We start from the raw sequence: 16,770 nt of genomic DNA on the forward strand, positions 1-16,770 counted from the left end.
GTGATGATGAAAAAATTTTATTCATCTAAGAAAAGCGCTAATAGTTCGTTTAAAAACAATTTACCGTGTTCAGTGATCTGCCAAAAATCAGGTGTTTCCACAATATAATTCTGCTGGATCGCAAAATCAATTTGATTTTTGACCGCACTGTGCGAAAGCCCCGTGTAATGTTCAAACTCTTGTTTTGGTACAGCTTCCAATAAACGAAAACGATTCATGAAAAATTCAAAAGCGCGGTCATTTTTTTCCACGTTTTTTTCTTCATAAAGGTATTCACCACGCAAATAGCCTTTTGGATGCTTTGTTTTAGAAAAACGTAAAATATCGCCATCAGGAAAAGTCAGTTTTCCATGTGCACCACAGCCTATCGCCAAATAATCCCCGAATCGCCAATAATTCAGATTGTGCTGACATTGAAAGCCCGGTTTCGCATAAGCGGATGTTTCATATTGTTGATAACCCGCTTCGGTTAAAAGCTGGTGGCCTTGCTCAAAAATATCCCAAAGCTCATCATCATCCGGCAATGTAGGCGGACGATAAGCAAACATGGTATTGGGTTCAATGGTGAGCTGATACCAAGAAAGGTGTGGTGGAGCAAGCTCAATGGCTTGTCGCAAATCATCTAAGGCTTCCTCAAGCGTTTGGTTTGGCAAACCGTGCATTAAATCCAAATTGAAACTTTTCAAGCCTGAAACTTTTGCCAAACTGACCGCACTTTTAGCTTCCTCCGCATTATGAATACGCCCTAAACGTTGTAATTTATCGTCATTAAAACTTTGGATACCCATGGAAATACGTGTTACACCAGCATCCACATAGCCTTTAAAACGCTCCGCTTCGACAGTGCCAGGATTAGCTTCCATGGTAATTTCTATATTCTCTGAAAAAGGAATGCGACGTTGAATTTCTGCCAATAACAACTTGATACTTTCTGCTGAAAATAAACTCGGTGTGCCACCACCAATAAACATTGAATGAAGTGAACGATGTTGAATACTAGCCTGATATTTCTCTAAATCTGCCTCAAGATCGGTTATCAGATGTTGCACATATTCTTGTTCAGGAATTGTGCCTTTCTGTGCATGCGAATTGAAATCACAATAAGGACATTTCTGCACACACCAGGGAATATGCACATAAAGGGAAAGAGGGGGAAATTTTTGCATAATTAAAAGTCAAAAGGGCTTGTTTTCACAAGCCCTAAAAATGAGTCATTAATTGACCGCTCTTGCCGTTTTAGTCGCAGCTTTACGGCGTGGTGCTTTCGCTTTTGTTTCCACTTTCACAAATTCAATGCCTTCTGGTGGATTCTCTAATGCTAAGCCTAACACTTCATCAATGGTTTCTACCGCATGAATCGCAAGATTTTCTTTTACGTTATCTGGAATTTCTTCCAAATCTTTCACGTTATCTTTTGGAATCAATACGGTTTTAATGCCACCACGATGTGCCGCCAATAATTTTTCTTTCAATCCGCCAATTGGTAATACTTTACCGCGTAGGCTGATTTCACCTGTCATCGCGACATCGGCACGCACAGGGTTACCCGTTAAGCAAGAAACTAATGCGGTACACATTGCAATACCTGCACTTGGACCATCTTTCGGTGTTGCGCCATCTGGCACATGAATGTGAATATCACGTTTTTCATGGAATTCAGAATTGATACTCAATTTTTCAGCACGTGCACGTACTACGGTCATCGCTGCTTGGATAGATTCTTTCATCACATCGCCTAATGAACCGGTAAAGGTCAATTTGCCTTTACCTACTACTGAAGCAGTTTCAATGGTTAGTAAGTCACCGCCCACCTCATTCCACGCAAGGCCTGTTACTTCGCCCACACGGTTTTGGGTATCCGCTTTACCAAATTCAAAACGTTTCACACCAAGATAGTCATGCAAGTTGTCTGAATTCACGGTAATAGATTTTACTTTTGGATTGACTAATAAATTCTTCACCGCTTTACGACAGATTTTAGAGATCTCACGCTCTAATCCACGCACACCTGCTTCACGAGTGTAATAACGGATAATATCTAAAATGGCGTTTTCTTCGATGGTTAATTCGCCTTTTTTCAATCCATTACGTTCAATTTGTTTTTGTAACAAATGTTGCATCGCAATATTGAGTTTTTCATCTTCGGTATAACCAGAAAGGCGGATCACTTCCATACGATCTAGCAATGGACCAGGAATATTCATGGAGTTTGAGGTTGCCACAAACATCACATCAGACAAATCGTAATCTACTTCAAGATAGTGATCGTTGAAGGTGGTATTTTGCTCTGGATCAAGCACTTCTAGCAAGGCTGATGCTGGGTCTCCACGCATATCCGAAGACATTTTATCGATTTCATCAAGCAAGAAGAGTGGGTTTTTTACACCAACTTTTGCCATTTTTTGAATCAATTTACCCGGCAATGCACCGATATAGGTTTTACGGTGGCCGCGAATTTCTGCTTCATCACGTACCCCGCCTAATGCCATACGCACATATTTACGACCTGTTGCATTGGCAATAGATTGACCCAGTGAGGTTTTACCCACCCCTGGCGGCCCCACTAAGCAAAGGATTGGACCTTTGATTTTGTTTAAGCGAGCTTGTACCGCAAGGTATTCTAAAATGCGTTCTTTCACTCGTTCTAAACCGTAGTGATCCGCATCTAAAACCTGTTGAGCTTTTGCGATGTCTTTCTTCACTTTGGTACGTTTATGCCATGGCACTTGAAGCATCCACTCAACATAGCTTCGCACCACCGTCGCTTCAGCAGACATCGCTGACATCATTTTGAGTTTTTGTAACTCACTCTCTACTTTTTCGCGCACATCTGCCGGCATACCTGCTGCTTCAACCTTTTGACGAAGCTGCTCAACTTCATCGATGGTATCTTCGCTTTCGCCTTCGTCCATTTCTTTGCGAATCGCTTTAATTTGTTCGCTAAGATAATAGTTACGCTGGCTTTTCTCCATTTGTTTTTTCACACGGCCACGGATGCGTTTTTCAACTTGAAGAATATCCGCTTCAGATTCCATCATGCCGAGCAAGTATTCCAAACGCTCTTGCACATCTGCCAGTTCTAACACGCTTTGTTTATGGCGAACGGTCACTGGAATATGTGCAGCCATGGTATCTGCTAAACGATCGACATCATCAATGCGTTGAAGCGCACCTAAAACATCTGCAGGAATTTTTTTATTGAGTTGCAGATAGCTTTCAAATTCATTTAAAACGGCTGCTTTCACCACATCTAATTCTTTTTCATCGCCAAAGGTGGTTTCAATCGGTGTCACTTCCGCAGAAAAATGATCTTCACCATCATTTAATTGATTGATTTTGGCGCGTTGTTGCCCTTCTACCAACACTTTCACTGTGCCGTCTGGCAATTTTAATAATTGAATAATATTGGCAATCGTCCCGACATCGAACACATCATCAACGGTAGGTTCTTCTAGATCAGCTTGCTTTTGTGACACCAATAATAATTGTTTGCCCTCATTCATGGCCTCATCAAGGGCACTAATGGATTTTGCGCGCCCAACAAAAAGTGGCATCACCATATAAGGGAAAACGACAACATCCCGTAATGGCAATACAGGAAGTGTACGTTGTTGAGTTCTTTTGGCGTTCATAATTATCTCTCTTACATCAATTCTATAATTTCATTGAATATGGGATGAGTTGCATAAATTCAAGGTAGGATTTGGCATATTAAGGAGAAATCGAAAAATAGGCAAGTAAAGAACCACCTTTATTGATGGTTAATTGGAAAAACCATGGAATACAGGTACAATAAGTGCGGTCAAAAATCAGCATGATTTTACCAATAAAAAACGTTTGAAAAAATAACCGCACTTTATCCATTATGACAGCAAAACAAACTATTACTTTCGCGACCTTTCAAGAATTACTACCCGATTCTTGTAATCATCCATTAAAAAAACAATTAAGGGATAAAGTCCGTTATTACGGACGAAAATTTTTATTTAAAAAACAATGTGATGCACTGGTTTATTTCTTAAATACTAATCAAACCTGGATTCCGCTTTTTCAACAAAATCCGTATCGTTTTAATGCATTGCTCGCCACCTATTGTGACAAACGTTTTTCTGCAGCTGAGCGACTCAGTGCCATTACCAATAATCTGTTAATGCTTGAAGAAAAAATGGGTGTAGAATTTTGCCAAAAACTACTCCAAGAAAAATCCCTTTTATTGTCACAATTAACAGATCAACTTGGTATTTATTTCAATATCAACCAGATTGACCCTTTTGAAGGTTATTTTTCTATTAACTTAAAAGACAATGATGGGCGTAGCATTTATGATGCTTCTTTCACCTTTTTAAAGCCAAATAAGTTACTTATTGCTTCAATTCAAGGCCCTTCTTATGAAGAAGCGCAAGAAGCCGTAAAACAAGCCACAAAAGAATTACACGGTGTTCGCCCGATGTTTATGTTGATGAATGTTTTCCGCTTATTAGCTGAAAAATGGCAATGTGAATTAATCGGTATCCCTCACACTTCACAAGGTAAATACCGCCTATCTGCTCGCAGTAAAATTCTATTCAATTACGATGAATTCTGGCAGGAAAACCAAGGGCAATTAAATGGTCAATATTGGCAATTACCGCTTGAAAGCGCCCGCAAACCATTGGAAGAAATTGCTAGTAAAAAACGTTCTATGTACCGAAAACGTTATGAAATGTTGGATAATTTGAGTGAAAAAATTACTCAATTTTCCTCAATAAAATAGACTTAAGCTGGGTTTAATCGCAATCAAACCCCATTTAGGTAAACGATTGCTAGCATTGCTATTACTGTATCCTTCCAAAAATCACACTTTGCTTTTTTGCTCATTTTGTGTAGAATACGCGCTCGGCTTATTGACTAATCCGAACACAAGGAGTTCTCCATAATGGAAGCATCAAAGAAAAAGATGAAATTCCCTTCCGCATTTAGCATCCTCTTTATTATTCTTCTTATTGCTATTGGCCTAACTTGGCTTATTCCCTCAGGATCCTACTCTAAACTTTCCTACGACAGCACCGAAAATCATTTTATTGTCAAAACCCACGGAATTCCCGATCAAAGCTATCCAGCAACAGAACAAACCCTGAATCAACTCAATATCAAAATTCAACTTTCTAATTTCACCAACGGCATTATCAAAAAGCCTATTGCTATTCCCGATACCTATCAACGCATTGAACAACACGAAAAAGGCATTACCGATATGATTCACGCCATGGTAGATGGCACCATTGAAGTCGCGGATATTATGATTTTTATTTTTATACTTGGTGGGATGATTGGTGTTATCAACAAAACAGGTGCGTTTAATGCCGGATTAATGTCTCTCACCAAGAAAACGAAAGGAAATGAATTCTCTGTTGTCTTTGCTGTCTGCGTGTTGATGCTGTTAGGAGGTACGGCTTGTGGTATTGAGGAAGAAGCAGTAGCCTTCTACCCGATTCTTGTTCCCGTCTTTTTAGCCTTAGGCTATGATTCGATTGTCTGTGTTGGTGCCATATTCCTCGCAGCCTCGATGGGCACTGCCTTTTCAACAATCAACCCATTCTCCGTCGTCATTGCCTCAAATGCTGCAGGGATTCCATTCACGGAAGGAATAGGATTCCGTACACTGGGGCTGATTCTTGGTGGAACCTGTGTAATAGCCTACATGTATTGGTACTGTAAAAAACTGCGTGCCAATCCTGAATTTTCTTATACCTATGACGATCGCCAAGGCTTTTATAATCTCTATATGAAAGATATCGATCCCAATGCAACCGTTGAATTTACCTTTAGAAGAAAACTGATTCTAATTCTATTTAGCGCCGCCTTTCCTCTCATGGTATGGGGGGTTATGTTTGGAGGTTGGTGGTTTCCTCAAATGGCCGCTTCCTTCCTAGCCATTACCATCATTATTATGTTTATCAGTGGATTACCTGAAAAAGATGTCGTAAATGGCTTTACTCATGGTGCTTCTGAATTAGTCGGCGTCGCATTGATTATCGGACTCGCTCGAGCAGTCAATATCATTCTGGAACAAGGGATGATTTCTGACACCATTCTCGATTATATGACACATCTTGTCGCTGGAATGAATGGCGGCGTCTTTATTATCGGTCAGCTCTTGGTCTTCATTTTCTTAGGGTTAGTTGTACCTTCATCTTCAGGTCTTGCCGTACTCGCCATGCCAATTATGGCTCCGCTAGCTGATACTGTGGGTATTCCAAGAGACATTGTGGTATCAGCTTACAACTGGGGGCAATATATTATGTTGTTTCTCGCACCGACAGGATTAGTCCTTGTTACGTTACAAATGCTTGGTATTCCATTCAATAAATGGTTGAAATTTGTCATGCCAATCGTAGGCTGCCAATTTGTTATCTCATCGATACTTCTTCTTACTCAAGTATTTATGTATGCACAATAAAATAAAAAGCCACGCAATCTTGCGTGGCTTCTTTTTCTCATCTGATGCTATTTTACAAACTCATCAAACTCTAACTCGTAATCATCGCCATCTCGGCTGTATTTGATATAACGTGGAAATTGCTCACCTGAGAATTTCTTCACCATAATGTCTTTGTTACCGGTTTTAAATGAATAGGTGATTTCCGTGACTGTTTGCTTGTTATATTGGATCTTTTTTTCCACTTTCTTCACATTCACATTTTCCATTGGGTAAAGTTTTTTACCGTTTGTGATTTGGAAACTAGTTGGCAGTTTATCGTAATAGCTCAACTGAAATGCCATGGTGAATAAATCAAAAGTTGGTAATTTTAACGGCTCAGTTTCTAACCCATTTTTCACTTTACCGTATTCAATGGTTGTTGGCGAAATTTTAGAAATTGCATACGTTTTACCATTACGCACATCTTGATAATTCACCATTTGAAATTGACTCGCGTTTTGTAAACCACGAGAAGTAAACACAATGTTGTACAACGGAATATTAATTTTTGCATTGACTGAATACTGTGAACCATCAGCCTTAAAATGCACGTACGCAGGCATTAAATAATTGGAACTGTATTTAATATTATAATCCACCGCAGACCATGCTGTTGGCACGTAGGCAATTAATGCAGCAAAAAGGATTTTAAATAACTTCATTGGTTTTCCTTATATATAAACATAGGTTGCCTTTTAGAGTATCACAACAAGAAGAAGTTCCCCATTAAAAAACCATCTTATCCGAAGACAAGATGGCTCTAATTTATTTTAGCTTAATGGAGGATTATAAAACCGCACCCGCCATTAAGAAGCCGAATAATACAGATAAGCTGATTGCAATCACACCCGGCACTAAGAATGGGTGATTGAATACATATTTACCGATACGGGTTGAACCAGTATCATCCATTTCTACTGCCGCAATTAAGGTTGGGTAAGTAGGAAGGATGAATAGGGCTGATACTGCGGCGAAGGCTGCAATTGCGGCTTCCGGAGAAACACCTAATAAAATTGCAGTTGGATATAATGCTTTTGCAGTTGCAGCTTGTGAGTAAAGTAAGGTACTTGCGAAGAACAAGATAACCGCTAAACTCCAAGGATATTGTTGTAAGAACTCAGCTGATACTGCTTTGATTTGATCGATATGACCTTCAACAAAAGTATTACCTAACCATGCTACGCCAAGCACACAAATTACCGCTGACATACCTGATTTGAAGGTTGCTGCATTGGTAATGTTTGCAGTATCCACTTTACATGCCATAGTAATAATCGCTGCAGTCGCAAGCATGAAAGAGATAATCGCATTATCACGAGAAAGAATTGGGTTTTGAATTAAACCAACTGTTTTACTGATTGCAGTTGCATAAAGCATGACCACTAAAATCGCGATAAGGAAAATTGCGACAGAACGTTTTGCATAAGGTTTGATCTCAATTTGCATTTCACCACGCATAGTAATTAAACCTTTTGCTAGACGATCTTGGTAAACTTCATCATCTTTCAAATCTTTACCAAGGAAGTTACAAATCACCGCAGTAATCATACATGCTGCGTAAGTAGTTGGGATCCAAATACCTAATAATTGTAAGTAACTTAAACCAAAGTTTTTCTCTAATTCAGCAGAAAGGAATACCACCGCTGCAGAAATTGGAGAGGCTGTAATCGCAATTTGTGAAGCGATAACCGCAATAGAAAGTGGACGTGAAGGACGAATACCTTGTTCTTTTGCCACTTCAGCAATTACTGGAAGTGTTGAGAACGCTGTGTGACCAGTACCTGCAAGTACAGTCATAAAGTAAGTTACCGTTGGTGCAAGGAAAGTGATATATTTTGGATTTTTACGTAGGATTTTTTCAGCCATTTTCACTAAGAAATCCATACCACCCGCAACTTGCATTGCCGCAATTGCCATGATTACAGACATGATAACTGAAATTACATCAAACGGAATTGCACCTGGTTTTAAGCCAAGTAGTGAAAGTGCCACAACACCCATACCACCCATGAAACCGATACCAATACCGCCTAATCTAGCCCTAGGTAAATAAAGAGTAGGACGACTAAAAGTTGAGCCCAAATCATAATATTTTCTCCATATTAATTTTTAAAATAATTCCAGAACATATATTAACAACAAACTAGTGCATTATCTATATTTATTACTTGGATTAGCCTATTTTATCCGAAAGTGCGGTTAAAATTTGATTCAAATTCTGACCGCACTTTCAATGGCTTTCTTAGAAATCCTCAAAGTATTGTTGAATCACTTTTGGATCTTTTGTTTGTGTTAAGGCTAATTGCAATAACACACGTGCTTTTTGCGGATTCAATGTGCCTGAAGCCACAAAACCATATTTAGAATCATCCACTTCAGCATCACGTGTGGTGTAACCGGTTGGCACACGAGATGAACGTACTACAACAACGCCATCTTTCGCGGCTTTTTCTAAACGTTCTAAGTGTGCAGCATTCACGTTACCATTACCTACACCTGCTGAAACAATACCTTGGTAGCCCGCATCTAATAATGAATTTAACGGCTCAATTGGTGCATTAGAATAAGCATAAACAATGCCTACTTTCGGCAAGCTGTCTAATTTATCTACGTTAAATGGTGTGTTTACGGTATGTTTACTTTCAGGCGAACGTTCGTAATCCACTTTACTGTTATGGATATAACCCAAGGTACCATAGTTTGGTGAGTGGAATGTTTGTACTGCAGTGGTGCTCATTTTAGTCACATCACGCGCACCTAGTACTTCACCATTCATCGCCACTAATACACCACGACCAGATGATTTTTTATCGGTTGCTACGACGACTGCGTTATAAAGGTTTAACGGACCATCCGCACTTTTTTCTGTCGCAGGACGCATTGCCCCACTAATACAATTGGTTTTTCACATTTTGCTGTAAGGTCTAAGAAATAAGCGGTTTCTTCCATGGTATCGGTACCATGAGTAATCACAAAACCATCAGTATCTTTACATTGTGCATTAATCGCTTTCGCTAATTTTAACCACACATCATCACTCATATCTTGTGAACCAATTTTCACAATTTGTTCACCTTTTACATTAGCTAATTGCTTAATTTCAGGCACGGCATCGATTAACGCTTCAACATTGAGTAGCCCTGCTTTATAAGCTGAAGAAACTGCGGTTTCACCGCTTCCAGCAATGGTGCCGCCAGTCGCTAAAATCGTAATATTTGGTAATTCTGCAGCTTGTGCAACCGAAAAACCTAATCCAAGCATCATGAGTGCTGTTAATTTTTTTAATTTCATACTTGTCTCCTTTTACGTTAAATAATCTAAACTTGGCTATTCTCTACTTAATTAGACGTAGAATAAACACTAAGATAATAGATTTATGATCCCGATCATGTTTTTCCCCATTTGATTGTATAAGCTTTCGCCAACCCCACGTTTCCTTCAGAATTTTTTTGAAAGATAACCAAAGTGCGGTTATACTTAAGCCTTTATTTCATGTGAAGATAAACTCTTATTCATTATCAAAAATTAAGTTGAGAACAACATGCAAGAATTTATGCCTCAAGCAATTGAATTTGCTCAAAAACACACTTTTTTAACGATCGCATGGTTTGCTGTCCTTTTTATGACACTTTTCACCTTTTTTAAAAGTGCGACACAAAAATATCGCGTGATCACCAATCCTGAAGCCGTTCATTTAATGAATAACGAAGCAGCGGTGGTGATTGATTTACGCTCTATCGATGAATTCCAACGCAGTCATATTATTGGCAGCGTGAACTTGCTTCCAACTGAAATCAAAAATCACAATGTAGGCAAAATCGAACATCACAAAGAAAAACCGGTTATCATTGTGGATGTTAACGGTGTTTCTTCTACCACCTCCGCAGAACTTTTAACTAAACAAGGCTTTGAAAAAGTCTATGTGTTAAAAGACGGTTTAGCTGCTTGGGCGGGTGCAAATTTACCATTAGTAAAAAAACATAAGTAAGGATCCTCTATGTCTGAACAAAATCAACAACCTGAAGTAGCTGCTGAAGAGCAACAAGAAGCCGTACTTCAAATTCAACGTATTTATGTAAAAGATGTTTCTTTTGAAGCACCAAATCTTCCTCATATTTTCCACCAAGAATGGAAACCCAAACTTGGCTTTGATTTAAGCACTGAAGCGGTTCAAGTAGGTGAAGATTTATACGAAGTCACTTTAAACATCAACGTAGAAACCACCATGGAAGATTCTGGTGATGTGGCGTTTATTTGCGAAGTGAAACAATCTGGTGTATTTACAATCAGCGGTTTAGAAGATGTTCAAATGGCGCACTGCTTAACATCTCAATGCCCAAATATGCTTTTCCCTTATGCTCGTGAATTGATTTCTAACTTAGTAAATCGCGGTACATTCCCGGCATTAAACCTTTCTCCGGTAAACTTCGATGCGTTGTTCATTGATTACATGAACAAGCAGCAAGCAGCAGCTGAAGCGGAAGAAAATCAGGAAACCCAACATTAATTGTGATAAGGGCAGGCGATACCGTCTGCCCTTTTATTTTAAAGGTGATTGAAATGAACCCATCCCAATCTCCAATTACCATTCTTGGTTGCGGTTCTTACGGAACAGCACTCGCCATCTCATTTTCTCGCAATGGCTCTCCAACCTATCTTTGGGGCACAATCACGAGCACATTCATCAAATGCAACAGGAACGTCAAAATCGCCGCTTTCTGCCAGATATTGAATTTCCAGAAAGTTTGCATTTAGAATTAGATTTGAAAACAGCCCTTGATCAATCGAAAGATATTTTAATTGTGGTGCCAAGTCATGCTTTTGGTGAAATTCTCTTAAAAATTCGACCGCACTTAAAACCTGATCATCGTTTAATTTGGGCAACCAAAGGATTAGAACGCAATACAGGCCGATTACTACAAGAAGTGGTGGAAGAAACCTTAGGTAAAACAATCCCAACCGCTGTGCTTTCTGGTCCCACTTTTGCGAAAGAATTGGCTCAAGGCTTGCCAACGGCGATTACCCTTGCCTCTCGTAATGAAAAGTTTGCCTTAGAATTTCAAGCTCGGATTCATTGCAGTCAGCATTTTCGGGTATATGTAAACCAAGATATGATCGGCGTTCAATTAGGGGGCGCCATTAAAAATGTGATTGCAATTGGTGCGGGTATTTCGGATGGTATGGGATTTGGTGCGAATGCGAGAACCGCATTGATTACCCGTGGGATTGCGGAAATTACTCGCTTAGGCATATCTATGGGTGCCAATACGCAAACCTTTATGGGCATGTCTGGTTTAGGTGATTTAGTGCTCACTTGTACCGATAACCAATCCCGTAACCGTCGATTTGGCTTAATGCTCGGAAAAGGCACTGATAGCCAACAAGCTATGGATGAAATTGGCCAAGTGGTAGAAGGTTTTTATAACACCAAAGAAACCTATTTATTAGCACAACGACAAGGCGTGGAAATGCCGATTACAGAACAAATTTACCAAATGCTTTTTTGTGGTAAAAGTGCACAAGAAGTGGCTCTGAGCTTATTGGGTCGTGAACGAAAAGGCGAATAAGGAGAAAAAATGACGTTAGAAGTATGGCAACACATTCGCCAAGAGGTAAAAGAATTAGCAGAATGCGAACCAATGCTCGCAAGCTTTTTCCATTCCACCATTTTAAAACATCAAAATCTTGGCAGTGCCTTGAGTTATTTACTTGCAAATAAACTGGCTAACCCGATCATGCCGGCAATTTCGCTACGTGAAATTATTGAAGAAGCCTATCAGGCCGAGCCCAATATCATTGACTGTGCTGCTTGTGATATTAAAGCCGTGCGCCACCGCGATCCTGCTGTGGAATTGTGGTCTACCCCATTGCTTTATTTAAAAGGTTTTCACGCCATTCAAAGCTATCGCATTACCCATTATTTGTGGAACCAAAATCGAAAAGCACTCGCACTTTATTTACAAAATCAGATTTCAGTGGCTTTCGATGTAGATATTCACCCTGCGGCCAAAATTGGGCACGGCATTATGTTTGACCACGCTACCGGTATTGTCGTGGGCGAAACTTCGGTAATTGAAAATGATGTGTCTATCTTGCAAGGCGTCACCCTTGGTGGTACAGGTAAAGAATCCGGCGATCGCCATCCAAAAGTACGAGAAGGTGTAATGATTGGAGCGGGTGCAAAAATTCTCGGCAATATCGAAGTTGGCAAATATGCCAAAATTGGGGCTAACTCTGTTGTACTCCAACCGGTGCCTGAATATGCCACTGCAGCAGGTGTACCTGCTCGTATTGTTGGCAAAGACAAAGCGGCAAAACCGGCATTCGAAATGAACCAATATTTTATCGATGATGATATAAATTTGAATATTTAAAAAGTTACTATACTTAACAAATACTTAAACTTATTGTGACGAGATTCACTTTTTTTTGAGAGTAAAAGGAAGCAATATGATAGAAGATAGACAATATCCACAACTTTCGATGAATGAGTTCTTTTTTACATATAGTGCCATCTTTGTTTTGCTATTATTTATCTCTGTAATTATTTTTTTTAACGATGTTCCAACAACTGACTTTGAAATATTTATCGATGAATATTTAATTAAAGGAAGAGGAGTATATTCTCACATATACTCCTTTCAATCTGAAATAATTTCTAATTTGTCAATGATTATTGCTCCACTGTTTGCTATTTATCTAGCATTAACTTTGAAGCTCACTTACTCGTCGGAAAATGAAATTATTAATAGTGGAAGGGTAATAGAGAAAAGTGTAAAAAAAACTATATTAATTAAACTTGGCTTTATTATATCAGCTCTGCTTCTTGTAACGATGTGTGTGTTTTTAACATACATATATAATTGGGATCTTGAAGAATCTAAGACCAATACATTATTTGTCAGGGATAATGTAATATGGTTGCTATCCTTAACTTATATAATTTATATTGGGACATTCTTTACACTTTTTATGCTGTTTAGCGTAATACGTCACCCAGTGTCTTTATTAAAGTATCATATATACCACCCAAACTTTAATATAATATAATATAATAGAGATAATAAAAAATTGATATTGTTCCCTTAGCAGCAGGTAAATATTCTTAAGTTATTTATTAAGGAAGCAAAATGATTAACAAAGACACCCAACTTTGTATGTCCCTTTCTGGCAGACCGGGCAATTTTGGCACAACATTCCATAACTATCTGTATCAAAAATTAGGGCTTAATTTTATCTATAAAGCCTTTACGACTACGGATATTGAAAACGCCGTCAAAGGCATTCGTGCACTTGGTATTCGAGGTTGTGCCGTTTCGATGCCTTTTAAAGAAAGCTGCATGCCATTTTTAGATGAAATCTCGTCTTCTGCGCTAGCCATTCAGTCTGTGAATACCATTGTGAATGAGCAAGGTTTTCTTCGTGCTTACAATACCGACTATATTGCCATTGTTAAACTTATCGAAGAATATCAATTAGATAAAAAGAGTCGCGTGATTGTACGAGGCAGTGGTGGCATGGCAAAAGCCGTCGTCGCAGCCTTCAAAAACAGTGGATTTGAGCATCTGAAGATTTTTGCTCGAAATGAAAAAACAGGTAAAAATTTAGCCGCACTTTATGGCTATGAATATATCTCATCTTTAGGCAATCAATCGGCAGACATTTTAGTCAACGTTACGCCAATTGGGATGAAAGGTGGAAAAGAAGAATTTGATCTCGCCTTTCCTGAAAATCTCATTCAACAAGCTCAAACCGCTTTTGATGTGGTAGCGATTCCTGCTGAAACACCGTTTATCCAACATGCGCAAAAGCAAGGCAAACAAACGATTTCTGGTGCTGAAGTCATTGTGCTACAAGCCGTTGAACAATTTGAGCTCTACACAGGTATTCGACCTAATGACCAATTAGTCGCTGAAGCCGCAGCTTTTGCTCGGAAAAACAGTTAAAAAAAGAACCGCACTTCCCAAAAAGTGCGGTTCTTTTTATCTGAGTGTTACGATAACAATTTTCTTGCTGCTTCGACTACGACTGATACTGCTTTGTCCTCCGTATCTTTCATGGTGGCTTCATTTGGAATTTCTTGTTGTGTACGGTTCACAATCACACCTGCTACCATACCAGCTCGTAAGCCAAGGGCGTTACACATGGTGAATAATGTCGCTGACTCCATCTCGTAGTTCATCACATTGAGATCTTGCCATTGTTTTAACAAACCTTGGTAATCGCGATACACTTTACCGCTGTAAGTGTCATAACGTTCTTGACCTGGATAGAAGGTATCAGACGACGCGGTAATTCCTACAAATGGCTCAATACCTTTTTCTTTCGCCGCATTGAAAAGCGCGGTGGTACATTCAAAATTTGCCACTGCTGGATATTCAATTGGTGCAAAATGACGGCTTGCACCATCAAGACGAACCGCACCTGTTGTAACAAGTACATCCCCCACATTAATATGTGGTTGAATCGCGCCTGTTGTACCAATACGTAAGAATGTACGCACGCCAAGCTGAGCCAGCTCTTCCACACAGATAGACGTAGAAGGCCCGCCAATACCAGTTGAACATACAACTACCGGTTGACCATTTAAATAGCCCAACCAAGAAGTGTATTCACGTGTACTTGCAAGAAACTCAGGATTATCAAGTTTTTTAGCAATACGTTCACTACGCGCAGGATCGCCCGGCACGATAGCTAATGTGGCACCTTTTAGTTGTGCTTTAGTCAGGTTTAAGTGAAATACATCAGACATAACAATCTCCTTTTTATCATTCTTGCCGCAAAGTGCGGTCAAATTTTCGTTATTTTTTCAATGCACCTAAGATACCACGCATGATTTGTTTGGTCACTTCATTACGAATATTGCGACCAACTGATTTTGCCACACTATTCACAATTTGCTCTGTTGGGGAAAGTTTATCCCGCGTTTTTGTGTTCCAAAAATCATGCGGCTTAAGCTACCCAATAAACCGCTCTCTTCCTCTTGCTGCGCTTGGTTGGCTTGTTTTTGTTGCACTGCTGCTAAATCCGCTTGTGCATTTAACACTTCGAAAGCTGATTCATTATCCACATAATCTTTATAGAAGGCATAAAGCTCATCGTCTTTCACCCACGCTGCACGCTCTTCCACTGTCACTGGTGCAAGTTGGCTTTTAGGTGGGTAAACATATGCCACTTCAACTGGCGCAGGCATACCTTTTTCATCTAAGAAAGAAACCAATGCCTGACCCACACCTAAAGTTGAAATGGTTTCCACCACATTGACTGCAGGGTTAGAACGGAATGTTTCTGCCGCAGATTTCACTGCTTTTTGATCGCGTGGTGTAAAAGCACGTAATGCGTGTTGAACGCGGTTACCTAATTGGCCTAACACGGTATCCGGTAAATCTAATGGATTTTGAGTCACAAAATAAATCCCCACACCTTTAGAACGAATCAAGCGAACCACTTGTTCCACTTTATCCACCAACACACTTGGTGCACCATCAAAGAGTAAATGCGCTTCATCGAAGAACATCACAAATTTTGGTTTATCCGGATCGCCAACTTCTGGTAATTGTTCAAATAATTCAGACATCAACCAAAGCAAGAATGCGCTATACATTCTTGGTGAATTGATTAATTTTTCAGAATTTAAAACATTGATCACGCCACGACCATCACGGGTTTGTAACCAATCTTCAAGATTTAATGCTGGCTCACCAAAAAGATTTGTCGCCCCTTCATTTTCAAGGGTCAGTAAAGCACGTTGAATCGCGCCCACACTCGCAGCTGATACGTTGCCATATTCTACTTGGAACGATTTGGCGTTCTCTGCTACAAATTTAAGCATGGCGCGTAAATCTTTTAAATCAATGAGTAGCAAACCTTTATCATCTGCAACACGGAATACGAGGTTTAATAAGCCTTCTTGGGTTGCATTTAAATTTAATAAACGGGAAAGTAATAATGGCCCCATTTCAGAAATCGTGGTGCGAAGCGGAATACCGGTTTCACCGAATACATCCCAAAATGACACAGGATAGCCATTTAAATAACTCTCGCCCCCTAAATCAAATTGCTCAATGCGTTCCGCCACTTTGCCACTAAATGTGCCCGCTTTTACTAAACCCGACAAATCGCCTTTTACATCGACTAAAAAAACCGGCACACCATCATCACTGAACGCCTCTGCCATTTTACGTAATGTCACGGTTTTCCCCGTCCCTGTCGCTCCAGCGATCAGGCCATGACGGTTTGCCATTTTTGCGGTAATACCAAGGGTTTGACCTTGTTCGGTACGCGCGAGAGAATATTGCATAAAGATTCCT

The 16,770-nt window shown here is 39.7% G+C and carries 11 protein-coding genes and 4 pseudogenes; 8 read left to right on the forward strand and 7 right to left on the reverse strand.

Annotation, left to right across the window (positions count from 1 at the left end):
- Positions 1 to 17: 17 nt before the first annotated feature.
- Together hemW and lon are read right to left on the reverse strand one after the other, a co-directional pair.
- Positions 18 to 1,166 (reverse strand): radical SAM family heme chaperone HemW, encoded by a 1,149-nt coding sequence (hemW, locus tag DX522_RS05375; RefSeq protein ID WP_115180070.1) that lies wholly within the window; start codon positions 1,164 to 1,166, stop codon positions 18 to 20.
- A gap of 48 nt (positions 1,167 to 1,214) precedes the next feature.
- Positions 1,215 to 3,632, reverse strand: a complete 2,418-nt coding sequence (gene lon / locus DX522_RS05380; protein WP_115180071.1) for an endopeptidase La — start codon at positions 3,630 to 3,632, stop codon at positions 1,215 to 1,217.
- Positions 3,633 to 3,865: 233 nt separating this feature from the next.
- On the opposite strand from lon, the gene DX522_RS05385 reads away from it, so the two are divergent.
- Complete coding sequence (locus tag DX522_RS05385; protein WP_115180072.1) at positions 3,866 to 4,753, forward strand: VirK/YbjX family protein; 888 nt, start codon at positions 3,866 to 3,868, stop codon at positions 4,751 to 4,753.
- 162 nt (positions 4,754 to 4,915) lie between these two features.
- Positions 4,916 to 6,439, forward strand: coding sequence for a YfcC family protein (locus DX522_RS05390; protein ID WP_115180073.1), 1,524 nt, complete (start codon positions 4,916 to 4,918; stop codon positions 6,437 to 6,439).
- A gap of 47 nt (positions 6,440 to 6,486) precedes the next feature.
- Here DX522_RS05390 and DX522_RS05395 read toward each other — a convergent pair whose 3' ends face one another.
- The 3 genes and pseudogenes from DX522_RS05395 to ansB all read right to left on the reverse strand — a co-directional run bounded on the left by DX522_RS05395 (position 6,487) and on the right by ansB (position 9,751).
- Entirely contained in the window at positions 6,487 to 7,122 is a 636-nt protein-coding gene (locus DX522_RS05395; protein ID WP_115180074.1) for a hypothetical protein, read from the reverse strand.
- A gap of 124 nt (positions 7,123 to 7,246) precedes the next feature.
- A pseudogene (locus DX522_RS05400) lies at positions 7,247 to 8,547 on the reverse strand (anaerobic C4-dicarboxylate transporter).
- A gap of 155 nt (positions 8,548 to 8,702) precedes the next feature.
- Positions 8,703 to 9,751, reverse strand: a pseudogene (gene ansB / locus DX522_RS05405) (L-asparaginase 2).
- A gap of 250 nt (positions 9,752 to 10,001) precedes the next feature.
- Here ansB and DX522_RS05410 point away from each other — a divergent pair.
- From DX522_RS05410 to DX522_RS05435, 6 genes and pseudogenes are all read left to right on the forward strand, one after another.
- Positions 10,002 to 10,448, forward strand: coding sequence for a rhodanese-like domain-containing protein (locus DX522_RS05410; RefSeq protein ID WP_115180075.1), 447 nt, complete (start codon positions 10,002 to 10,004; stop codon positions 10,446 to 10,448).
- Between the two features lie 9 nt (positions 10,449 to 10,457).
- A complete protein-coding gene (gene secB / locus DX522_RS05415; protein WP_070582119.1) occupies positions 10,458 to 10,967 on the forward strand; it encodes a protein-export chaperone SecB in 510 nt (169 codons plus the stop codon).
- 53 nt (positions 10,968 to 11,020) lie between these two features.
- Positions 11,021 to 12,027, forward strand: a pseudogene (gene gpsA / locus DX522_RS05420) (NAD(P)H-dependent glycerol-3-phosphate dehydrogenase).
- Positions 12,028 to 12,036: 9 nt separating this feature from the next.
- A complete protein-coding gene (gene cysE, locus DX522_RS05425; RefSeq protein ID WP_115180076.1) occupies positions 12,037 to 12,834 on the forward strand; it encodes a serine O-acetyltransferase in 798 nt (265 codons plus the stop codon).
- A 76-nt stretch (positions 12,835 to 12,910) separates the two neighbouring features.
- On the forward strand, positions 12,911 to 13,510 hold the full coding sequence (locus DX522_RS05430) for a hypothetical protein (protein WP_115180077.1): 600 nt from the start codon (positions 12,911 to 12,913) through the stop codon (positions 13,508 to 13,510).
- A gap of 80 nt (positions 13,511 to 13,590) precedes the next feature.
- On the forward strand, positions 13,591 to 14,406 hold the full coding sequence (locus DX522_RS05435; RefSeq protein WP_115180078.1) for a shikimate 5-dehydrogenase: 816 nt from the start codon (positions 13,591 to 13,593) through the stop codon (positions 14,404 to 14,406).
- A 47-nt stretch (positions 14,407 to 14,453) separates the two neighbouring features.
- Here DX522_RS05435 and udp read toward each other — a convergent pair whose 3' ends face one another.
- On the reverse strand, positions 14,454 to 15,212 hold the full coding sequence (gene udp / locus DX522_RS05440) for a uridine phosphorylase (RefSeq protein WP_115180079.1): 759 nt from the start codon (positions 15,210 to 15,212) through the stop codon (positions 14,454 to 14,456).
- A 49-nt stretch (positions 15,213 to 15,261) separates the two neighbouring features.
- Positions 15,262 to 16,760 (reverse strand): annotated as a pseudogene (locus DX522_RS05445) (helicase HerA-like C-terminal domain-containing protein).
- Positions 16,761 to 16,770 lie beyond the last annotated feature (10 nt).

Source organism: Haemophilus parainfluenzae (genome assembly GCF_900450995.1).
GTDB lineage: Bacteria > Pseudomonadota > Gammaproteobacteria > Enterobacterales > Pasteurellaceae > Haemophilus_D > Haemophilus_D parainfluenzae_O.